The organism is Vibrio furnissii CIP 102972, from assembly GCF_000176175.1.
Lineage (GTDB): Bacteria > Pseudomonadota > Gammaproteobacteria > Enterobacterales > Vibrionaceae > Vibrio > Vibrio furnissii.
On the sequence record NZ_ACZP01000018.1, the window covers coordinates 74955 to 92689 of the forward strand.

At 51.2% G+C, this 17735-nt stretch carries 14 protein-coding genes; 2 read left to right on the plus strand and 12 right to left on the minus strand.

Translation table 11 applies throughout. The annotated features are described in order from the left end of the window. Positions 1–14 precede the first annotated feature (14 nt). From pyrB to VFA_RS19145, 8 genes are all read right to left on the minus strand, one after another. The gene (pyrB, locus tag VFA_RS19110; protein WP_004728499.1) at positions 15–944 is read right to left on the minus strand and encodes an aspartate carbamoyltransferase; all 930 of its coding nucleotides are present in this window, start codon (positions 942–944) and stop codon (positions 15–17) included. A gap of 432 nt (positions 945–1376) precedes the next feature. Continuing rightward, positions 1377–2387 (minus strand): ornithine carbamoyltransferase, encoded by a 1011-nt coding sequence (gene argF / locus VFA_RS19115; RefSeq protein ID WP_004728500.1) that lies wholly within the window; start codon positions 2385–2387, stop codon positions 1377–1379. A gap of 89 nt (positions 2388–2476) precedes the next feature. After that, entirely contained in the window at positions 2477–3391 is a 915-nt protein-coding gene (arcC, locus tag VFA_RS19120) for a carbamate kinase (protein ID WP_014204301.1), read from the minus strand. A 66-nt stretch (positions 3392–3457) separates the two neighbouring features. Next, entirely contained in the window at positions 3458–4678 is a 1221-nt protein-coding gene (gene arcA / locus VFA_RS19125) for an arginine deiminase (protein ID WP_004728502.1), read from the minus strand. 990 nt (positions 4679–5668) lie between these two features. Further along, positions 5669–7114 (minus strand): YfcC family protein, encoded by a 1446-nt coding sequence (locus VFA_RS19130; protein ID WP_004728504.1) that lies wholly within the window; start codon positions 7112–7114, stop codon positions 5669–5671. Between the two features lie 698 nt (positions 7115–7812). Beyond that, complete coding sequence (locus VFA_RS19135) at positions 7813–9120, minus strand: anaerobic C4-dicarboxylate transporter (RefSeq protein WP_004728505.1); 1308 nt, start codon at positions 9118–9120, stop codon at positions 7813–7815. 157 nt (positions 9121–9277) lie between these two features. Beyond that, on the minus strand, positions 9278–10729 hold the full coding sequence (aspA, locus tag VFA_RS19140) for an aspartate ammonia-lyase (RefSeq protein ID WP_004728506.1): 1452 nt from the start codon (positions 10727–10729) through the stop codon (positions 9278–9280). 183 nt (positions 10730–10912) lie between these two features. Beyond that, complete coding sequence (locus VFA_RS19145; protein ID WP_004728507.1) at positions 10913–12823, minus strand: GGDEF domain-containing protein; 1911 nt, start codon at positions 12821–12823, stop codon at positions 10913–10915. Positions 12824–13046: 223 nt separating this feature from the next. Here VFA_RS19145 and VFA_RS19150 point away from each other — a divergent pair, with 223 nt between their 5' ends. Next, positions 13047–13538: an FxsA family protein gene (locus VFA_RS19150; protein ID WP_004728508.1), complete on the plus strand. Its 492-nt coding sequence runs from the start codon at positions 13047–13049 to the stop codon at positions 13536–13538. A gap of 98 nt (positions 13539–13636) precedes the next feature. Here VFA_RS19150 and trmL read toward each other — a convergent pair whose 3' ends face one another. The 4 genes from trmL to VFA_RS19170 all read right to left on the minus strand — a co-directional run bounded on the left by trmL (position 13637) and on the right by VFA_RS19170 (position 16953). Next, positions 13637–14110: a tRNA (uridine(34)/cytosine(34)/5-carboxymethylaminomethyluridine(34)-2'-O)-methyltransferase TrmL gene (gene trmL, locus VFA_RS19155; protein ID WP_004728509.1), complete on the minus strand. Its 474-nt coding sequence runs from the start codon at positions 14108–14110 to the stop codon at positions 13637–13639. A gap of 80 nt (positions 14111–14190) precedes the next feature. Further along, positions 14191–14808, minus strand: a complete 618-nt coding sequence (locus VFA_RS19160; RefSeq protein ID WP_004728510.1) for a superoxide dismutase — start codon at positions 14806–14808, stop codon at positions 14191–14193. 79 nt (positions 14809–14887) lie between these two features. Then, on the minus strand, positions 14888–16267 hold the full coding sequence (cpxA, locus tag VFA_RS19165) for an envelope stress sensor histidine kinase CpxA (protein WP_004728511.1): 1380 nt from the start codon (positions 16265–16267) through the stop codon (positions 14888–14890). After that, positions 16267–16953, minus strand: coding sequence for a response regulator (locus VFA_RS19170; protein ID WP_004728512.1), 687 nt, complete (start codon positions 16951–16953; stop codon positions 16267–16269). The genes cpxA and VFA_RS19170 overlap by 1 nt, the downstream gene beginning before the upstream one ends. Before the next feature lie 188 nt (positions 16954–17141). Between VFA_RS19170 and VFA_RS19175 the strand changes: the two genes are divergently transcribed. Further along, positions 17142–17687 carry a CpxP family protein gene (locus VFA_RS19175; RefSeq protein ID WP_004728513.1) on the plus strand — a complete coding sequence of 182 codons (546 nt, stop codon included), beginning with the start codon at positions 17142–17144 and terminating at the stop codon, positions 17685–17687. The last annotated feature ends 48 nt before the right edge of the window (positions 17688–17735 follow it).

The following is a 17735-nucleotide window of genomic DNA, read 5'->3' on the forward strand; positions in this document are numbered from 1 at the left end:
ATGACATCTCCTGCTTATAGATTTGGGTTCAGAACAAGGGCGAGTAGGGCTTGGCGGGCATAAACGCCGTTCTCGGCCTGTTGGAAATAGTAGGCGTAAGGGGTGTGATCCACGTCGGTGGTGATTTCGTCCACGCGGGGTAGCGGGTGGAGCACTTTCAGGTTCGCGCGTGCCGCTTTGAGCGTGTCGGCCGAGAGGACGTACGCCGATTTCATGTGTGCGTATTCGGACTCGTCAAAGCGCTCTTTTTGCACACGTGTCATGTACAGAATATCCAGTTCCGGCACCACTTCCTCAATGCTGGCGTGAGTGCTGAACGCGATGCCTGCTTCTTCCAGTTCCTGACACAGGTAATCCGGCATCGCCAGCACTTCCGGGGCGATGAAGAAGAAGCGAATGTTGTTGAATTTCGCCAGTGCTTGCGTCAGCGAGTGCACGGTGCGGCCATATTTCAAATCGCCGACGAATGCGACGTTGAGGTTATCCAACGTGCCTTGCGTTTCGTAAATCGAGAACAGATCGAGCAAGGTTTGCGTCGGGTGCTGGTTGGCGCCGTCCCCCCCGTTGACCACTGGCACGCCGTTGGAGAACTCGGAAGCGAGACGCGCGGCACCTTCTTGCGGGTGGCGCATCACGAACGCGTCGACGTAAGAAGAAATCACTTGCACTGAATCGGCCAGTGTTTCGCCTTTCTTCGCCAGCGAGGTGTTGCCGCCGTTGTCAAAGCCAATCACGGTGCCACCGAGGCGTTGCACTGCGGTTTCAAACGACAGGCGGGTGCGGGTGGAGGGTTCAAAGAAACAGCTCGCCACCACTTTGTTTTTCAGCAGCTCAGGGTTGGGTTCCGCTTTGAGGCGGGCGGCCGTATCGACGATAAGTTCCAGTTCATGGCGTGTGAATTCTGGAATCGAAATGATGTGTCGGTTAAACAGCGAGTGTGCCATAACGTCTCTTCCTTTTGTGTGGGTTCATGGCTCGGCCGATGGGCTGAGGACGAAAAAAACTCAAAAAAAAGCCCCCTGAAATAGGAGGCTTTAACAACGATCACCACAGCAAAACAAAACGGCGTGACGCGCCCAATACGGACGGCTTTTCAAACGCGATGCTCGATTGAATACGCTCATTTTTTGTTCCCTGTAGACAAATTGCGGAGGATTATACGGACAAAAATCACCGGTGCAATAGCTTTTGAAAAATATTCAAGTTGTGGATTTTTATGCGAATTTTACTCAAATGTTCTGCATTTTACCCGCCAGTTTATGCGTCTGGCTTGATGGTGGGTTTTACCGAAAAAACGTTGAAAAAAGGCTGAAAAAAAATGCGGGCTTTATTCAGCCCGCATTGGTCGGTAGGTAAAGGAAGTTTTGGTTTTTGGCTTAGTCGCCGAGTGTTGCCACCATGATTGCTTTGATGGTGTGCATGCGGTTTTCCGCTTCATCGAACACGATGGAGTAGTCGGATTCGATCACTTCGTCAGTCACTTCGCAGCCGTCTTTCAGCACTGGGTAGTCGTGTGCCAGTTGTTTGCCCACGGTGGTGTCTTCGCCATGGAATGCTGGTAGGCAGTGCATGAATTTCACATGCGGGTTACCAGTTGCTTTGATGACGTTCATGTTGACTTGGTAAGGCAGCATCAAGTTAATGCGCTCTGCCCACGCTTCTTTCGCTTCGCCCATAGACACCCACACGTCGGTGTAGAGGAAGTCACAGCCAATCACACCTTCTTGCACATCGTCAGTCAGGGTAATTTTACCGCCGGTTTGTTTGGCGATTTCGCGGCAAGTCGCAACCAATTCTTCAGTCGGCCAGAATTGTTTAGGTGCCACGAGGCGAATGTCCATGCCCATTTTCGCTGCGCCGACCATCAATGAGTTACCCATGTTGTTGCGCGCATCACCAAGGTAAGCGAATTTGATTTCGTGCAGCTGTTTGCCACGGCTGTGTTCCATCATGGTTAGGAAGTCAGCGAGGATTTGCGTTGGGTGGAATTCGTCAGTCAGGCCGTTCCATACCGGTACACCGGCATGTGCACCCAGCTCTTCAACGATCGCTTGACCGAAACCGCGGTATTCAATGCCGTCGTACATACGACCCAGCACGCGGGCGGTGTCTTTCATCGATTCTTTGTGACCAATTTGAGAGCCTGAGGGACCAAGATAAGACACTTGCGCGCCTTGGTCGAATGCCGCCACTTCAAATGCACAACGGGTACGAGTGGAGGTTTTTTCAAAGATCAGTGCAATGTTTTTGCCAGTCAGGCGTGGCTGTTCATAGCCGTTGTATTTGGCTTTTTTCAGTTCAGCGGCAAGATCCAACATGTGTTGAATTTCGCGTGGAGTGAAGTCGAGTAGTTTCAGGAAGTTACGGTTACGTAGGTTAAAAGCCATGATCTTATCCTCATCTGGGAAGCGCTTACGCCATCTTGCCTAAGCGCTGAAAATTCAATGTTTGATTACCAGTGACGCAGCACGGGTGATTACTGATCGCGAGTGATGTTGGTGCCTGCTTGGCCTTCCAGAATGCGCAAGCCATCTTGCAGCGCGCCAATGCCAACCACGGTGCCGCCTTTACGAATGAATTCGCAGGACGCTTCGATTTTTGGCCCCATGGAGCCTGCATCAAATTGGTATTTCGCCAGCTCAGACGGGGTGGTGTTGCGCAGTGCGGTTTGAGTTGGTTTGCCCCAGTCGAGGTACACCGCGTCGGCATCGGTTAGGATCAGCAGTGCATCGGCACCGATCTGTTTGGCAAGGAACGCGGCTGACATGTCTTTGTCGATCACCGCTTCCACACCGACCAATTTGCCGTTTTCACGTTTGACCGGGATGCCGCCACCGCCAGTACAGATCACCAAGTGACCTTCATCGATGAGCTTAGTGATCGCTTCATGTTCGATGATGCCGGTAGGTTGTGGGCTTGGCACCACGCGGCGGAAGTATTTGCCGTCCGGTTTCACCGTCCAGTGATATTTCTCGGCCATTTCACGCGCTTCGGCTTCTTCGTAGACTGGACCAATCGGTTTGGTCGGGTCGGCAAAGGCCGGGTCGTTCGGATCGACCGACATTTGAGTCAGCATGCAAGTCACGTTGCGTTCTGGCAGCAGGTTTTTGAATTCCTGCATCAGCATGTAACCGATCATGCCTTGAGTTTCGCTACCCAACACGTCAAGTGGGTAAGGGCTTACTTTCTTGTATTCCAAACCTTGCAGCGCGAGCAATCCCACTTGTGGACCATTACCGTGCACCAACACCACGTTGTACGCTTTGGCAATTTCAGAAATGGTTTTGGCTGCAATTTCAATGTTGTGGCGTTGAACATCCGCTTCTAACGGTTCACCGCGACGAAGCAATGCGTTACCACCTAATGCGACGACTACTGTTTGTTTAGTCATGGTTATATCTCTTATTATGTGGGCCGAAGCTGGCAGAGGAAGGTCAGCCCCGGCCCGAGTTAGTCACTAGATGTCATCACGTTCAATTGGGCAGCTCATGCAGCGAGCACCGCCACGGCCGCGGCCCAGTTCATCACCCGGAATTGGCAGAACGGTGATGCCGGCTTTGTCGTATTTTTCGTTGGTGTAGGTGTTACGTTCGTAACCAATCACCACGCCAGGACGAACGGTCAACACGTTGTTGGCATCGTTCCACTGTTCACGTTCGGCTTCGAAACTGTCACCCCCGGTGGTGATCATGTTCAGTTTGTCGACGCCCAATGCGTTTTCGATGGTGTGAATGTAAGACGCTTGTTGGGTCGCTTTCACGCGGCCAGATTCATCACCGGTCAGGCTCCAGCAGTTCACATCATCTGGAATCACGTTTGGATACACAGAGAAGGTGTCTTCACGCATGTGTGTCATCACCGTATCCAAGTGCATGCAAGAACGATCTTTTGGCAGTTCCAGTGCGATCACTTGTTTGGCTTGGCCATGTTTGAACAGAGAAGAAGCCAACTGCTCAACCCCTTGTGGCGTGGTACGTTCTGACATACCAATCAGCACAGCGCCGCGACCAATTACCAGAACGTCACCGCCTTCAATGGTGGATTTGTCGTAGTTGCGTTCTTCGTCGCCGAAGTACTTGATGAAGTCTTGGCCGGCGAATGTTGGGTGCCAGCGGTAAATTGCACGCAGGTGGTTGGTTTCACGTTGGCGCGCCACTTTCGCCATTGGGTTGATGGATACACCCCCGTAAACCCAGCATGAGGTGTCACGAGTGAACAGGTGGTTTGGCAACGGTTTGATGATGAAATCGTTCGCCTTGTTCATGGTTTGTAAAATAGAAGACGATTTGATGGGTAGCTGACCGTAAGACAGACCGCCGGTCAGAATTTTCGCCAATTCCATGTGGGGTTGATCTGCAAGGTAGCAGCGCAGATCGTTGGCGAACGTTGGACCAAAACGGTTATCAGAAATTTGCGTGTTCAGCAGCCATTCTTTGGCTTCCGGCACATCCAGTGTTTCTGCAAGCAAATTGGTGAGCAGTAATACTTCCACACCTTGGTCGCGAAGTGTTTGGGCAAACACATCGTGTTCTTTGCCCGCACGTTCGATATCCAAAACGTCATCAAATAACAGGTCGTGACAGTTTGATGGCGTCAGGTGGGTGAGTGCGCGACGTGGACGGTGAATTAAAACGCGACGTAATTGACCGATTTCAGAACCTACGTATAACTTACTCATAATCGTATCTCTCTTATTTTCTGTGTATTTCTTAATTTGAAATACATATTTATTTGTAGGGTTAGGTAATGAATTTAAATTAGCTTTTAATTAATTCATTGTTTCGTTCTGATATTCATATTACCCAGTGAGAGAGGCCTTTCTTAGAGAACGATCACAGTTCGATTTTTAATAAATGACCGCCAAAAATAGTCCTTTTTAACAATGTTTATTCATCGAATAGGGATTGATACGCTTGGGTGAATGCGCGTCATTTACGGAAATTTAATCGAGCAAAATAAAGAATATTCATGAAATGAGTGAGATGAATTGATAGTTGGGGAAGTTTATGCAATTTAATTTTATTTATTCGGATTGTTGAACGACCGAAGTATGCATTTCTAAAGGGTAGATAGTGACTTTAACCGCCGCGAATGGCCGTGTTGTAACAAAAATATCGTGCAAAATATTGATCTGAGACAATCGAAAATACGCGTTCAAAGTTTGGGGTGATGATAAAAAACGTCGCATTTTGAATCCGAATATGGTGCATCACGCGCGCATGAAAAAATGCGGCAGAATAATATTTCCGCGTTTGGCACTAATTATCCACGCGTTGAACCGACTGGATTCAAGACGGCGGCATGGATGCGCCGAACCGTGTAGTCGAGGCGTATTTGCTGTTGAAAGGCGAGCAGCAAAATCTGGTGTCGAAAGGCTGGTGTCGAAAGGCCGGGGGCGAAAGATTGGAGGCCGCAGATGGGTCGCAGAAGATGGGGTACGGACGACTGAGGCGACAAATCGCGGGCGAAAGCTAAAGGACAAAAGATAAAGGACGAAAGCTAAAGGACGAAAGAGAAACGGCGTCCTGATGGCGTCTCTTGCCCCGTCATAGCGCAGAACCCTGTGCCATGGATCATGAGATGGCGGGCAGAAAAAAGCCGCGCTGAGCGCGGCTTGGTGAGCAGTAGAGGCTTTGGTGTGGCAGGCCTCGGGGTCACGAACTCGGTGTTACATAAAGGCACCGACACTGAGCATGATCATGATCAGCACACACAGAATGCCCAGTAGCGGGGCGACCCATTTTAGCCAGCGCACGTAAGGGACACGGGCAATCGCTAAGCCACCCATCACCACTGCTGAAGTGGGCGTGATGAGGTTGACGATACCTGATGCTGATTGGTAAGCGGTCACCACCAGTTCACGACCCACGCCTGCAAAGTCGGCCAATGGTGCCATGATCGGCATGGTCAGGACGGCCAAACCAGATGAAGAAGGCACCAAGAACGACAACAGGATTTCCAACCAGTACATCACGTTGATGAAAATCACCGATGACAGGCCAGTCACCAGTTGTTCGGCTGAATTCAGAATGGTGTCGGTGATCATGCCGCGGTCCATGACCACCACGATACCGCGTGCAATCCCGATGATCAGGGCAACACCAAGTAGGTCACGGGCGCCATCAATAAAGCTTGAGGTAAACTCTTCTTCACTCATGCGAGCCACCAAACCAATGATGATGGTCGCGCCAAGGAACATGGCCGAGATTTCCGCCATCCACCATCCGGCGACGGAGACCCCGTAAATCATCACAGCAAACGCAGCCGCGAAAATGGTCAGAATCACTTTGCGCGTGCCTGTGAACTCCAGGGTTTCACCACTGCGGCTGCCTAGGAAGTGCGCTTTGTTCTCTTCGTATTTATCAAACACGATGGATTTGCTTTGGTCGGCACGCACCATTTTGGCGTAGCGCATGACGTACATGACACAGATGATCCAACCCACAATCAGCATCGCCACGCGTAACCAGATGCCATCGGTGAAGGGAATGCCCGCCGCATTGGCCGCGATGACGGTTGCAAACGGGTTGATGGTGGAACCGAGGGTACCAATGCCTGCGCCGAGCAAAACGGTCGCAGCGGCCACCACAGGGTCAAAACGAGCGGCCATCATCACCGGCACCAACAAGGTGTAGAACGGTAGGGATTCTTCCGCCATGCCATACACGGTCCCGCCAGTGGCAAACAGCGCCATCAGAATGGGAATCATCAACTCTTCGCGGCCTTCCAAGCGTGCGGTGACACGTTCAATACCGGCGTCAATCGCTCCGGTTTTGGTCACCAAGCCAAGGAAGCCACCAATCACCAGAATGAATAGCGACACGTCAATCGCCGCCGCTTCATAGCTGTTGTGATCGTAGAAGCCGTCAATTGGTGCAAGCAAGACATCAATCACGCCTTGTGGGTTGCCTTCGGTGGCGTGGTAGGTGCCAGCAACGGGCACTTCACGGCCGAGGTCTTCGTTCATAGCTCGGTCGTACTGACCGGCGGGCACGATCCAGGTGAGCATCGCCACCAGGGCGATCAACACAAAGAGAATGGTGTAGGCGGAGGGGAACTTAAAGTTGGCCAGAAAGCCGCCTTTACGTTCTGTGGGTGCAGTTTGGGTTGTCATAGCTGTCTCCTTACATTCAGAAAATAGAACGCTCTGAACGCGTTTGGTGGCTAATATTCTCTATTCACCGGATTGTTTTCTCAGGCCCGTTTTGAGCGGGGCGATGCATACCTATATTGGCGCGAAAACAAAAATAGATAGGTTACATCGTCCAACCGGCATCTCAAATCAGTAACTTAGAAAACCTTAATTGCAATATTATCGAATATGGCAACGTATTAAGTGAAATAAAGCTTAAGGAAAATTAATAAATATGGCAAAAAATCTTATTTTTATTCATGGTGATGAAGTGAATAACGCTTCATCGTTAAAGAAATTCTAAAGAGGCTGGTGGGGATTATCTTAGCGGTGGTTCACAAATTATTGAGTGGTGATTCGTGGCCGAAATTAGACTCAAAATAAGTCAGGGTAATTGTGTATAAATAATGGAATTCTATTCTTGATTCATTCAGGTTGTTCGCGAATATAAGCGATATTTTATTTCGTCTATTTCAAACAGGGGAATTTTATTCAGTTGCAAATTCAGCGGGTAAAAAATAACTTTTGCACCAATGCTTGATTTAAATCAAGTCGCTTGAGCGCACTGATTCGTGGATTCGATAGGCAACCGATGGTGGCGTAAAAGGAGGCGGGTCGCGCGGGCGGTTTCGAGTCATAAAAAAAGGGAGCCGAAGCTCCCCTTGATTGCACTTTATTCTCTAGATGAACAGGCCACCGAACAGGAAGCCAAAGGCCACTGCCGATGCAATGGTCACCACGCCTGGAATAAAGAATGCGTGGTTAAACACATATTTACCAATGCGAGTTGAACCGGTGTCATCCATTTCGACTGCCGCCAACAAGGTTGGGTAAGTAGGCAGCACAAACAGCGCGCTCACGGCAGCAAAAGATGCAACTGCAGTCAGCGGTGCCACACCAATCGCCAATGCAGCAGGCATCAGCGCAACCGTGGTTGCCCCTTGTGAGTACAGCAGCATCGACGCAAAGAACAGCACCAATGCCAGCATCCATGGGTAGTCTGCCAACAGGGCGCCAGCCACTTCTTTGATGCCATCTACGTGCGCGTTCACAAAGGTTGAACCTAACCATGCCACACCCAGAACGCACACACATGCCGTCATACCAGAGCGGAAGGTGGCAGCGGATGCAATTTTAGACGCGTCGATTTTGGTCACCATCACGATGGCTGCCGCAGCGGCAAGCATCACAGTCATGATCGCTTCGTTACGACCAAGCGCAGGGTTTTCAATCAGACCGACAGAAGACGAAATTGCAGCGGCGTAACACACCACAAACGCAATCGCAGCAAGGAAGATGTAAGTTGCTGGTTTGGCCGTTGGTAGAATTTCACGCTTGTGGTCGTTGTCTAGTTTCACCAAACCTTTGGCGAGGTTTTCTTGGTAAACCGGATCGTCTTTCAGCTCACAACCCATGAAGTTCGCCACAAATGCACCGACCATACAGGCCGCGAATGTGGTTGGAATACAGATGGCCAGCAGGGTTAAGTAGTCCACGCCAAACGGTACCAGCATCGCGGCAAAAGCGACTACGGCAGCAGAAATTGGCGAGGCGGTGATCGCGATTTGTGAGGCGACCACCGCGATAGACAGCGGACGTGATGGGCGTACGCCTTGGCCTTTCGCCACTTCAGCAATCACAGGTAGTGTTGAGAATGCAGTGTGGCCAGTACCCGCCATCAGTGTCATGAAGAATGTCACGATTGGGGCGTAGAAGGTGATGCGTTCAGGGTGTTTACGTAAAAAGTTTTCCGCGATCTGTACAAGCCAATCCATACCACCAGCAACCTGCATGGCAGCAATCGCTGTGATCACGGACATGATGATCAGAATAACGTCGACGGGAATGAAAGCTTGACTGGTCGGAACGCCCAGAACAAGAGACAGGACAATGACACCAGCGCCACCGGCAAAACCGATCCCGATACCGCCGATACGTGCTCCCAAAAAGATAAAGAGCAGAACAACTAACAGTTCAACCCAAACCATAGTGATACCTCGTTTAATATTATTAATTTAATTATCTGAGAACTCAGGGGGATAAATCCTCAGATAATTAAAACAGGGGCGGTTGGAGCAGGTCCGTTGCGTATCACCAAAAATACGAACAAAACAGGCCCCGGAAAGGGGCCTGATCGAGAAGTGCTTATTCGTAGCGTTTTGCTTTGTATTGTGGGTGCATCAGGTTTTCTACTGAGAAGATGTCATCCAGTTCTTCTTCAGTCAGTAGGCCGCGCTCAAGCACAACTTCGCGTACGCTCTTACCGGTTTCAGCACAGATTTTACCCACGATGTCACCTTCATGGTGGCCAATGTATGGGTTCAGGTAAGTAACGATACCGATTGAGTTGAACACGTAGCCTTCACAGATTTCTTTGTTCACTGTGATGCCATCGATACATTTGTCACGCAGGTTCACACACGCGTTAGACAGCAGTGAAATGGATTCAAACATCGCTTGACCGATCACAGGTTCCATCACGTTCAGCTGTAGCTGACCGCCTTCGGCTGCGAACGATACCGTGTTGTCGTTACCAAGCACTTTAAAGCACACTTGGTTGACCACTTCTGGTACAACTGGGTTTACTTTTGCTGGCATGATAGAAGAACCCGCTTGTAGCTCAGGTAGGTTCAGTTCGTTCAGACCTGCACGTGGGCCAGAAGACAGCAGACGTAGGTCGTTACAGATTTTAGACAGTTTCACCGCAAGGCGTTTCAGTGCACCGTGAGTCATCACGTACGCACCACAGTCAGATGTTGCTTCGATCAAGTCTTCTGCTGGAACCACTTCAAGGCCAGTCACTTCAGCCAAGTGTTTGATGGCAGCCGCTTGGTAACCTGGTGCCGCGTTCAGACCCGTACCGATCGCAGTTGCACCGATGTTCACTTCAAGCAGCAGTTTTGAGGTGTATTGCAGGGCACGAATTTCTTCGTTCAGTGTTACTGCCCAAGCGTGGAATTCTTGGCCAACAGTCATTGGAACAGCGTCTTGAAGCTGAGTACGACCCATTTTCAGGATAGTTTTGAACTCAACGCTTTTCAGTTCGAATGCGCCTTTGAGGTATTCAATCGCGTCAATCAGTTTCAGCACGCTGTTGTATACCGCAATACGGAAACCGGTTGGGTATGCACAGTTAGTGGATTGGCTCTTGTTCACATGGTCATTCGGGTTCACGAACTCGTATTGACCTTTTTCTTTGCCCATGAGCTCAAGCGCAACGTTTGCAATCACTTCGTTCGCATTCATGTTCACAGAAGTGCCTGCGCCGCCTTGGAAGACGTCTGAAGGGAACTGGTCCATACATTTGCCAGTTTCCAGAATCAAGTCACACGCTTGAATGATGTAATTCGCCACATCCTTAGGAATTACGCTCAGTTCTTTGTTTGCGAGTGCAGCTGCTTTTTTGGTCATCACCATACCGCGCACTAACTCTGGTACATCTGAAATGGTGACATTAGAGATGTTAAAGTTTTCCATTGCGCGCAGGGTGTGAATGCCGTAGTAAGCGTCGGCCGGTACGTGACGTTGACCTAATAGATCTTCTTCGATGCGAGTGGCTGTGGTGGATGTCATTGGAGCATCAGATAGGGTAGCCATAACAGGATCCTTAAGATAATTATTCTGATTAGATTTAAAATGCTTAGCCATTTCTGCCTTAAGAATCCATTCATCAGAATTATTGGCTGGAAAATCCGTCCTGACTTCTGTGGCACATAATACTTGAGTAGTATTTAAAAAATAGGAACTGGATCACTTTTTAGTTCAATTTTCAGAAAAGAATTACACGCGATGTGACTCAACTACCGTCAAATTTTCAAAACCATGTGCCGAGACGCAATTTTTGCCTTTGCGTTTGGATCGGTACATGGCTTTGTCGGCATTGGTGCAGGTTTGCGGGGCTTCGGCGGTCACTTCGGCAACGCCGACACTGACCGTGACTTTGTGCTGTGGCCACGACGAAATGGCGGTGCAGACACGCTGCATCAGCTTCACCGCTTGGTGAATATCCGTGTGCTGAATGATGACTGCAAACTCATCACCGCCGATGCGCGCGATGAAGTCGGTATCACGCAGCAGTGATTGCAATTGAATCGCGACATACAAGATCACTTCGTCACCGACGGTGTGGCCGAGCGAGTCGTTGATCGCTTTGAATGAATCGATATCGATGATGGCGAGGCAGGTGGGCGGTTGATTGGGGTAACGCTGTTTCAGGCGCGCGTAATACTGCAAGGTGTGCTCGAATTTCTTCTTGTTCCACAGCGAGGTGGCGGGGTCGCGTTCGCTGCGTTCTTTGAGTTCGACAATCGCATTGTAATGTTCGGAGATGTCGGTAAATGAATACACGTAGTACTGCACTTTGGCGATTTTCCCCGCCAATGCCCGCACTTCTGTTTTACACATCACCTCGTGACCATCGGGATCTTGCAGGCTGTATTGGCCTTTCCATTCGCCATGTTGCGCCAGTTGATTGAGCATCAATTTCTGCTTGTGGCGCGAGGGGAGAATGTCCAACACACTGCGCCCATGCAGCAGGTGCAAATCAATGCCCACCAGTTCGCTAAAGCGAGCATTGGCGCGCAAAATACGGTGCTCGCGATTGGCAAATGCGATGGCGACGCCATTGTCCATCACAAACTGAGCGTAGGTTTGATCCATGCGCACCATGTGAAACGCTTCCCACAACATGCCCAGCACCACAGATGCTAAGCCCAAACACAACCAGATGGTGATCGCATCGGATCGAATTTGTTCATCGCGGGTTTGAAAGATCTGTTGCAAGGTGGCGGGATCGTAATGCGTCAGCATCGTCAACCCGCCAACGGATCCAAAGAGTTGATTTTCAAAGGGTTGGTAAATGAAAAAACCATCTTGGGTCAACAAGGTGCCGCGTTGATTGGGATGCTGCTGCATTGCGCGCCACACGTCGGGGTATTCGCGTGGCAGGTTGTTGAATGCGCGCGTTTGAATTAAATCACCAAATAGTTTGTTGTCGTCACTGCTGACAATGAAATATCCCTGTGCGTCGACAAAGTCGATCGACAGGTTCTGTGTGTTCTCCGTGATTTGATGAATCACCTCCATTACGTCGAGGTTGGCAATGAAATAGCCTTGCCGCCCTGCCAGTGTGTCAATCGGATAGAGAATGCGAAAACCGGGTTTATAGGGAATCACCGGCAGGCCATGTTCGTATTCCAAATCGATGCCGAAGTAGCCTTGTTCGCCGGGGGTTAATTGTTGCGCGTAATGGAAATAGTCACGATGTCCTTTCTCTTGCAGTTGGCTGATGGGGACGATAAACGGGTGGGTCATCTGCGGCGTGTAATCGACTCGAATCACCTCGGTACCGGCTTGGTCTAAATAGCGTAATTGGTAAAACAAACCGGAATTAAACGAGGTGAGATACCACTGGCTTTCGAGGTAGCCCCGGTATTGTGGGTTGTTGCTGAGCGCGAAATCCAACAGCAGTGGGGAGTGGCTCATTTCATAAAAGGATTTTTGAATTTGGGCGTGCGTGCGGCTGGCCTTGGCATCGACAAACGACAGGAACTGCGAACCCTGCACTTCCAATCGGTCGAGCAAGAACTGATGCGCTTTGTCAGATAAATGGTAATAGTAGCCCAGCGGAATCAACGACAGCCCTAGCCACAGAATCACCGTTTTTTTTAGCGTATTGGCAACCCGTTTCATTATGATACATGTTGAGTGAAATCTGTGTTTAAAAGGTAGTTGAGCCTTTGCTAATTTGCCAACGCTGAGGCCAGTGAATTCGGGCGTTTCGAGCTATCCACTTGATTTTCATTCAGAGAAATTTTCCTCTCAGGCAATAATTCGCTACATTTTTGCCTCGTGTTGAGCGCTTGAAGTGCCTAGCGCTTGGCGCTAAGGTTGTAGCCGATAATAAGGAGGGACTGTGTTTCCGATACTACTGATTTTATTTATTGCAGTGCCAGTGATCGAAATCGGCCTGTTTATTCAGGTGGGTGGCGTGCTGGGGCTGTGGCCGACGATTGCGTTGGTGTTGATCACTGCGTTTGTCGGCGCGTCGCTGGTGCGCAGCCAAGGACTCAATACCTTGATGACGGTGCAGCAACGTATGCAGCGCGGCGAGATGCCAGCGCAGCAGATTGTGGAAGGCGTATTGTTGGCGATGGCTGGTGTGTTGCTGGTGGTGCCGGGGTTTATGACCGATGTGCTCGGCATGGTGATTCTGCTGCCCGCGCCTCGTGCCAAGCTGGCGCACTCTCTGATGAGCAAAATGGTGGTGACCCCTATGGCATCCGGATTTCAGTCCAGTCACTTTGAGCGTGATGGCGAGACGCACTCGTCGTCGCATCACGGTCAAACATTTGATGGTGAATTTGAGCGCAAGCAGGATGATCAGGACAAGCTCAATCGTCCGTAAACCAGCTTCCTATAACGAAAAAGCTCTCCATGGGAGAGCTTTTTTATTGCCGATGATTCGGTGTTCATGCGCGGGTTGGAGGCCCTGTTTCGCGTGATTTAACGTGCGCCTTCAAACCCCATTTGACGCCACGCTTCAAACGCGATGATCGCCACCGCGTTGGACAAATTCAGGCTGCGCGCTTCAGGCATCATTGGAATGCGAATGCGCTGCGCCATCGGCAGGCTTTCAATCAGGTCTGCGGGCAAGCCACGGGTTTCCGGGCCAAACAGCAACACGTCACCACGTTGGAACTGCGCATCGACATGATGGCCGGTGGTTTTGGTGGTGCAGGCAAAAATGCGGTAATCGCCCCGCGCTTCCAGAAATGCGATGAACGCCTGATAATCTTTGTGGCGAGTCACGCGCGCCAGATCGTGATAATCCAGCCCGGCACGGCGCACTTTCTTCTCTTCGAGATCAAACCCCAGAGGCTCAATCAGATGCAGGTTGGCACCGCAGTTGGCACACAAACGAATGATGTTGCCGGTGTTCGGCGCAATCTCGGGTTCATACAGGGCGATATCAAACATGACGCGTTCATTCCTCTCTTGCTGAGCGACGGAGTATATACCCAAGTCACGGCAAGATGCGAGTAAGGGACGGACGCCGCTTAGGCCGAGAGCGCTTTGGCGACTGCGTAGTTTTCGCCCACCGCTTCCCAGTCAACCACATGCCACCACGCATCAATGTATTCCGGGCGGCGGTTTTGGTAGCTGATGTAATAAGCGTGTTCCCACACATCCAATGCCAGAATCGGTTCACCGCGCACGCTGGCGACATCCATCAGCGGGTTGTCCTGATTGCTGGTGGCGCTGATGTGCAGCGCGCCCTCATTCACCACTAACCAGGCAAAGCCCGACCCGAAGGTGTTGACCGCCGCTTGGGCAAACTGTTCTTTGAACGCGTCAAAACTGCCAAAGGTGGCGCGAATGGCTTCGCCAAGCTCCCCTTGGGGTTCACCGCCGCCGTGGGGTGCCATGCAGTTCCAGTACAGAATGTGGTTGTAGTAGCCACCGCCATTGTTGCGCAGGGCTGGAGGCAGGGTGGAAATTTGGGCAAACAATTCCGGGAGCGGGGTGTGTTCGTGCGCGGTGCCTTTGAGGGCAGTGATGAATTTGTCGTAGTAAGTCCGGTGGTGCTTACTGTAATGGACTTCCATGGTTTTCGCGTCGATGTACGGTTCCAGTGCATCGTAGGCGTATGGCAACTCTGGGAAAATATGAGACATAGTTGATCCTCCGTTTGATTAACTTAACGTTACTGATAATTAATCTCATTATCAACTATGTCTTTTGTAAGGTCTTTCGTTACGCATCCAAGGGCAGCGTAAACTGCACTTTCAAGCCGCCAAGCTGGCTACGGCTGGCGGTGATTTGGCCGCTGTGTTGGCGAATTGCACTTTCGGTGATCGCCAGCCCCAATCCCGTGCCACCGCTGTGGCGATCGCGCGCAGTTGACACGCGATAGAAGGGGCGGAAAATCTCCGCCAGTTCGCTGTCGGGCACGCCTTCGCCGTTGTCTTCAACGGTGACGGTCAGTTGCTGTGTCGTGGCAGCAAAGTGCACTTCAATTTTGTCCTGCCCATAATGAATGGCGTTGCGCACGATGTTTTCCAGCGCGCTCATCAGCAAGGTGGGGTTGCCGGAAATGTTGCATTCTGGGATCGGATCCTGCGTCAGGGTTTTGTGCATCTGTTCGGCTTCAAACTGCGCGTCGCACAATAGCTCTTCCCACAAGCTGCTCAGCGGCTGCACTTCGCGGCTCAAGTGGCTGTTGATCTGCATGCGCGACACTTCGAGCAGTTCGCCAATCATGCGTTCAAGGCGCTGCGCTTCGGTGTCGATGCGTTCCAGCTCGCTGCTGGAGCCCTGTTTGCGCGTTGCTAATGCGCTGGCCATACGCAGGCGGGTTAAGGGCGAACGGAGTTCGTGCGAGATGTCGGACAGCAGGCGCTGCTGGCCAGAAATCATCTGATTCACCGCTTCGACCATCTGGTTGAAACTGCGCCCAGCTTGGCGAAACTCGGTGGTGCCTTTTTCCAAACTGGGGTCGACCACAAATTCGCCACGCGCGACGCGTTGGGCTGCCAATGCCAAACGTTGTGCCGGTTTACTCAGGGCCCATGCCAGCCACAACAGCAAAGGCGTGCTGACCACCATGACGGCTAGCAGCAGTTGCAGCGGGCGGTCAAACAGACGCAATAAAAACGGTGGCGGCTCATCCCAGCGCAAACCGACGTAGAGCAGCAAATCGCGCTGCGCGAGTTGGATTGGCAGGGGGCCGGCAATCATGTAGCGGCCATACAAACGCTGCTGCGGTTTTTCAATCGACTCAATGCTGGTGGTAAAGTTTTGCAGCGCTTTGAGTTTGAAATCCGCATGTTTTTTGGTGGTGAGAATGTTGCCGTCGAGATCAGTCAGGAAGAAACGCGAGCGCTCTTCATTTTTGTGTCCGCCATTCTCTTCCAGCCGCATCAGAATGCGCGCTAAGTTTTCTTCGCGCCCAAAGCGGTTTTCAATCGCGTTGCGGTATTCCAGCAGGCGTTGGTAACCTTCGGGCGGAATGTCGCGCGTTTTTCGCGGATCGAGGTGCGGCAGCGTCAAGACGGCGACCAACACCAACATCATGGTGAACCAGAAGATGGCAAAGATACGGCCGTAGAGGCTATTGATCTTCGGTAGACGCATTAATCCTCCACAATCATCAAGTAACCGCGGCCGCGCAGTGTTTTTATGCGGGGTTTGCCATCACTGCGTTCCGGGAGTTTTTTGCGCAGGTTCGACACGTGCATATCAATCGCACGGTCAAATGCCGCCAGTCGTTTCCCCAGCACATCGAGGCTCAGCATCTCTTTGGTCAGGGTTTCGCCCGGGTTTTGCACAAAGTGGGTCAGCAGGGCAAATTCAGTGGTGGTGAGATCGAGCAATTGCCCTTGGCAATACGCTTCCTGCTTGCCCGGATACAGTTGTAAATCCTGACACTCAATCATATCGGTTGGCTTGCTTTGCGTGTGGTTGCCCGTGCGGCGCAAAATCGCGCGAATGCGCGCCAGCAACTCGCGGTCGCTGAACGGTTTTGGCAGGTAATCATCGGCGCCCAGTTCTAGCCCAATCACGCGGTCAATCTCTTCGCCTTTGGCGGTCAACATCAAGACCGGCGTTTGCCATTTCTCACGCAACTTTTTCAGCGTTTCCATGCCATTGAGTTTGGGCATCATCACATCAAGCAGAATCAGATCCACGCTGTCGTTGACGGCGTGTAAGCCTGCTTCACCATCGTTCGCTTCGGAGACCTCAAAGCCTTCGTAGCTCAGGACCTCTTTCAGTAGACCAGTGAGTTCGGTGTCGTCATCAATAAGAAGAATGTGCGCCATATCTGCCTCTTAAACATCGGGGGATTCTCTGTAGTTTACTGTGAAAGTTTGCGCGCAATTAGCGCTAATTGCACTCTTTACGATTCTTTACGCTGCCTAAACACCACTTTACTTAGCAGGTCGTATTCTACACTCAAGCGCTGCAAGGGCAGCCCGTAAGTCAGAATGCAACGATTGAGGATATGATGATGAAAATGGCGAAAAAATTGATGCTTACCGCTGTGGTTCTACCGATGGTGCTGGGTTCAGCGAGTGTGCTGGCCGCTGGCGGCAAAAACAAAGGCCCTGACGATGAGATGTGCGGTCCACGCGGTGAGCGTGGGATTTTCAAACAGCTGAATCTGAGCGCTGAGCAGCAGGCTCAACTGCGTCAGATGCGTGAAGATGGCCGTGCGCAGATGCAACAAAAACGTCAGGCGGGGCCGTCTGAACAGATGAAGGCGATGCGTGACAAAGAACGTGCGCTGATGCTGGCGCCTAATTTCGATAAAGCGCAAGCGACTGAGCTGGCGAAACAGATGGTTGATATGCAAGTGGAACGTCGCGTACAGATGATGGAAAAACGTCATCACATGTTGAGCGTGTTAACGCCAGCGCAAAAAGCGCAGTTCCAGACCCTGCAACAAGAGCGCATGGATCAATGTTGGGACCACGGCCCTCGTGGCGGTCATCACGAGGGCAAGGGACCAAAAGGTCAACGCATGATGCCACCTGCGCCACCAGCTGGTGAATAATTGTGACTCGCATTTTAGGCAGCTTCGGCTGCCTTTTTTACGTTTTTT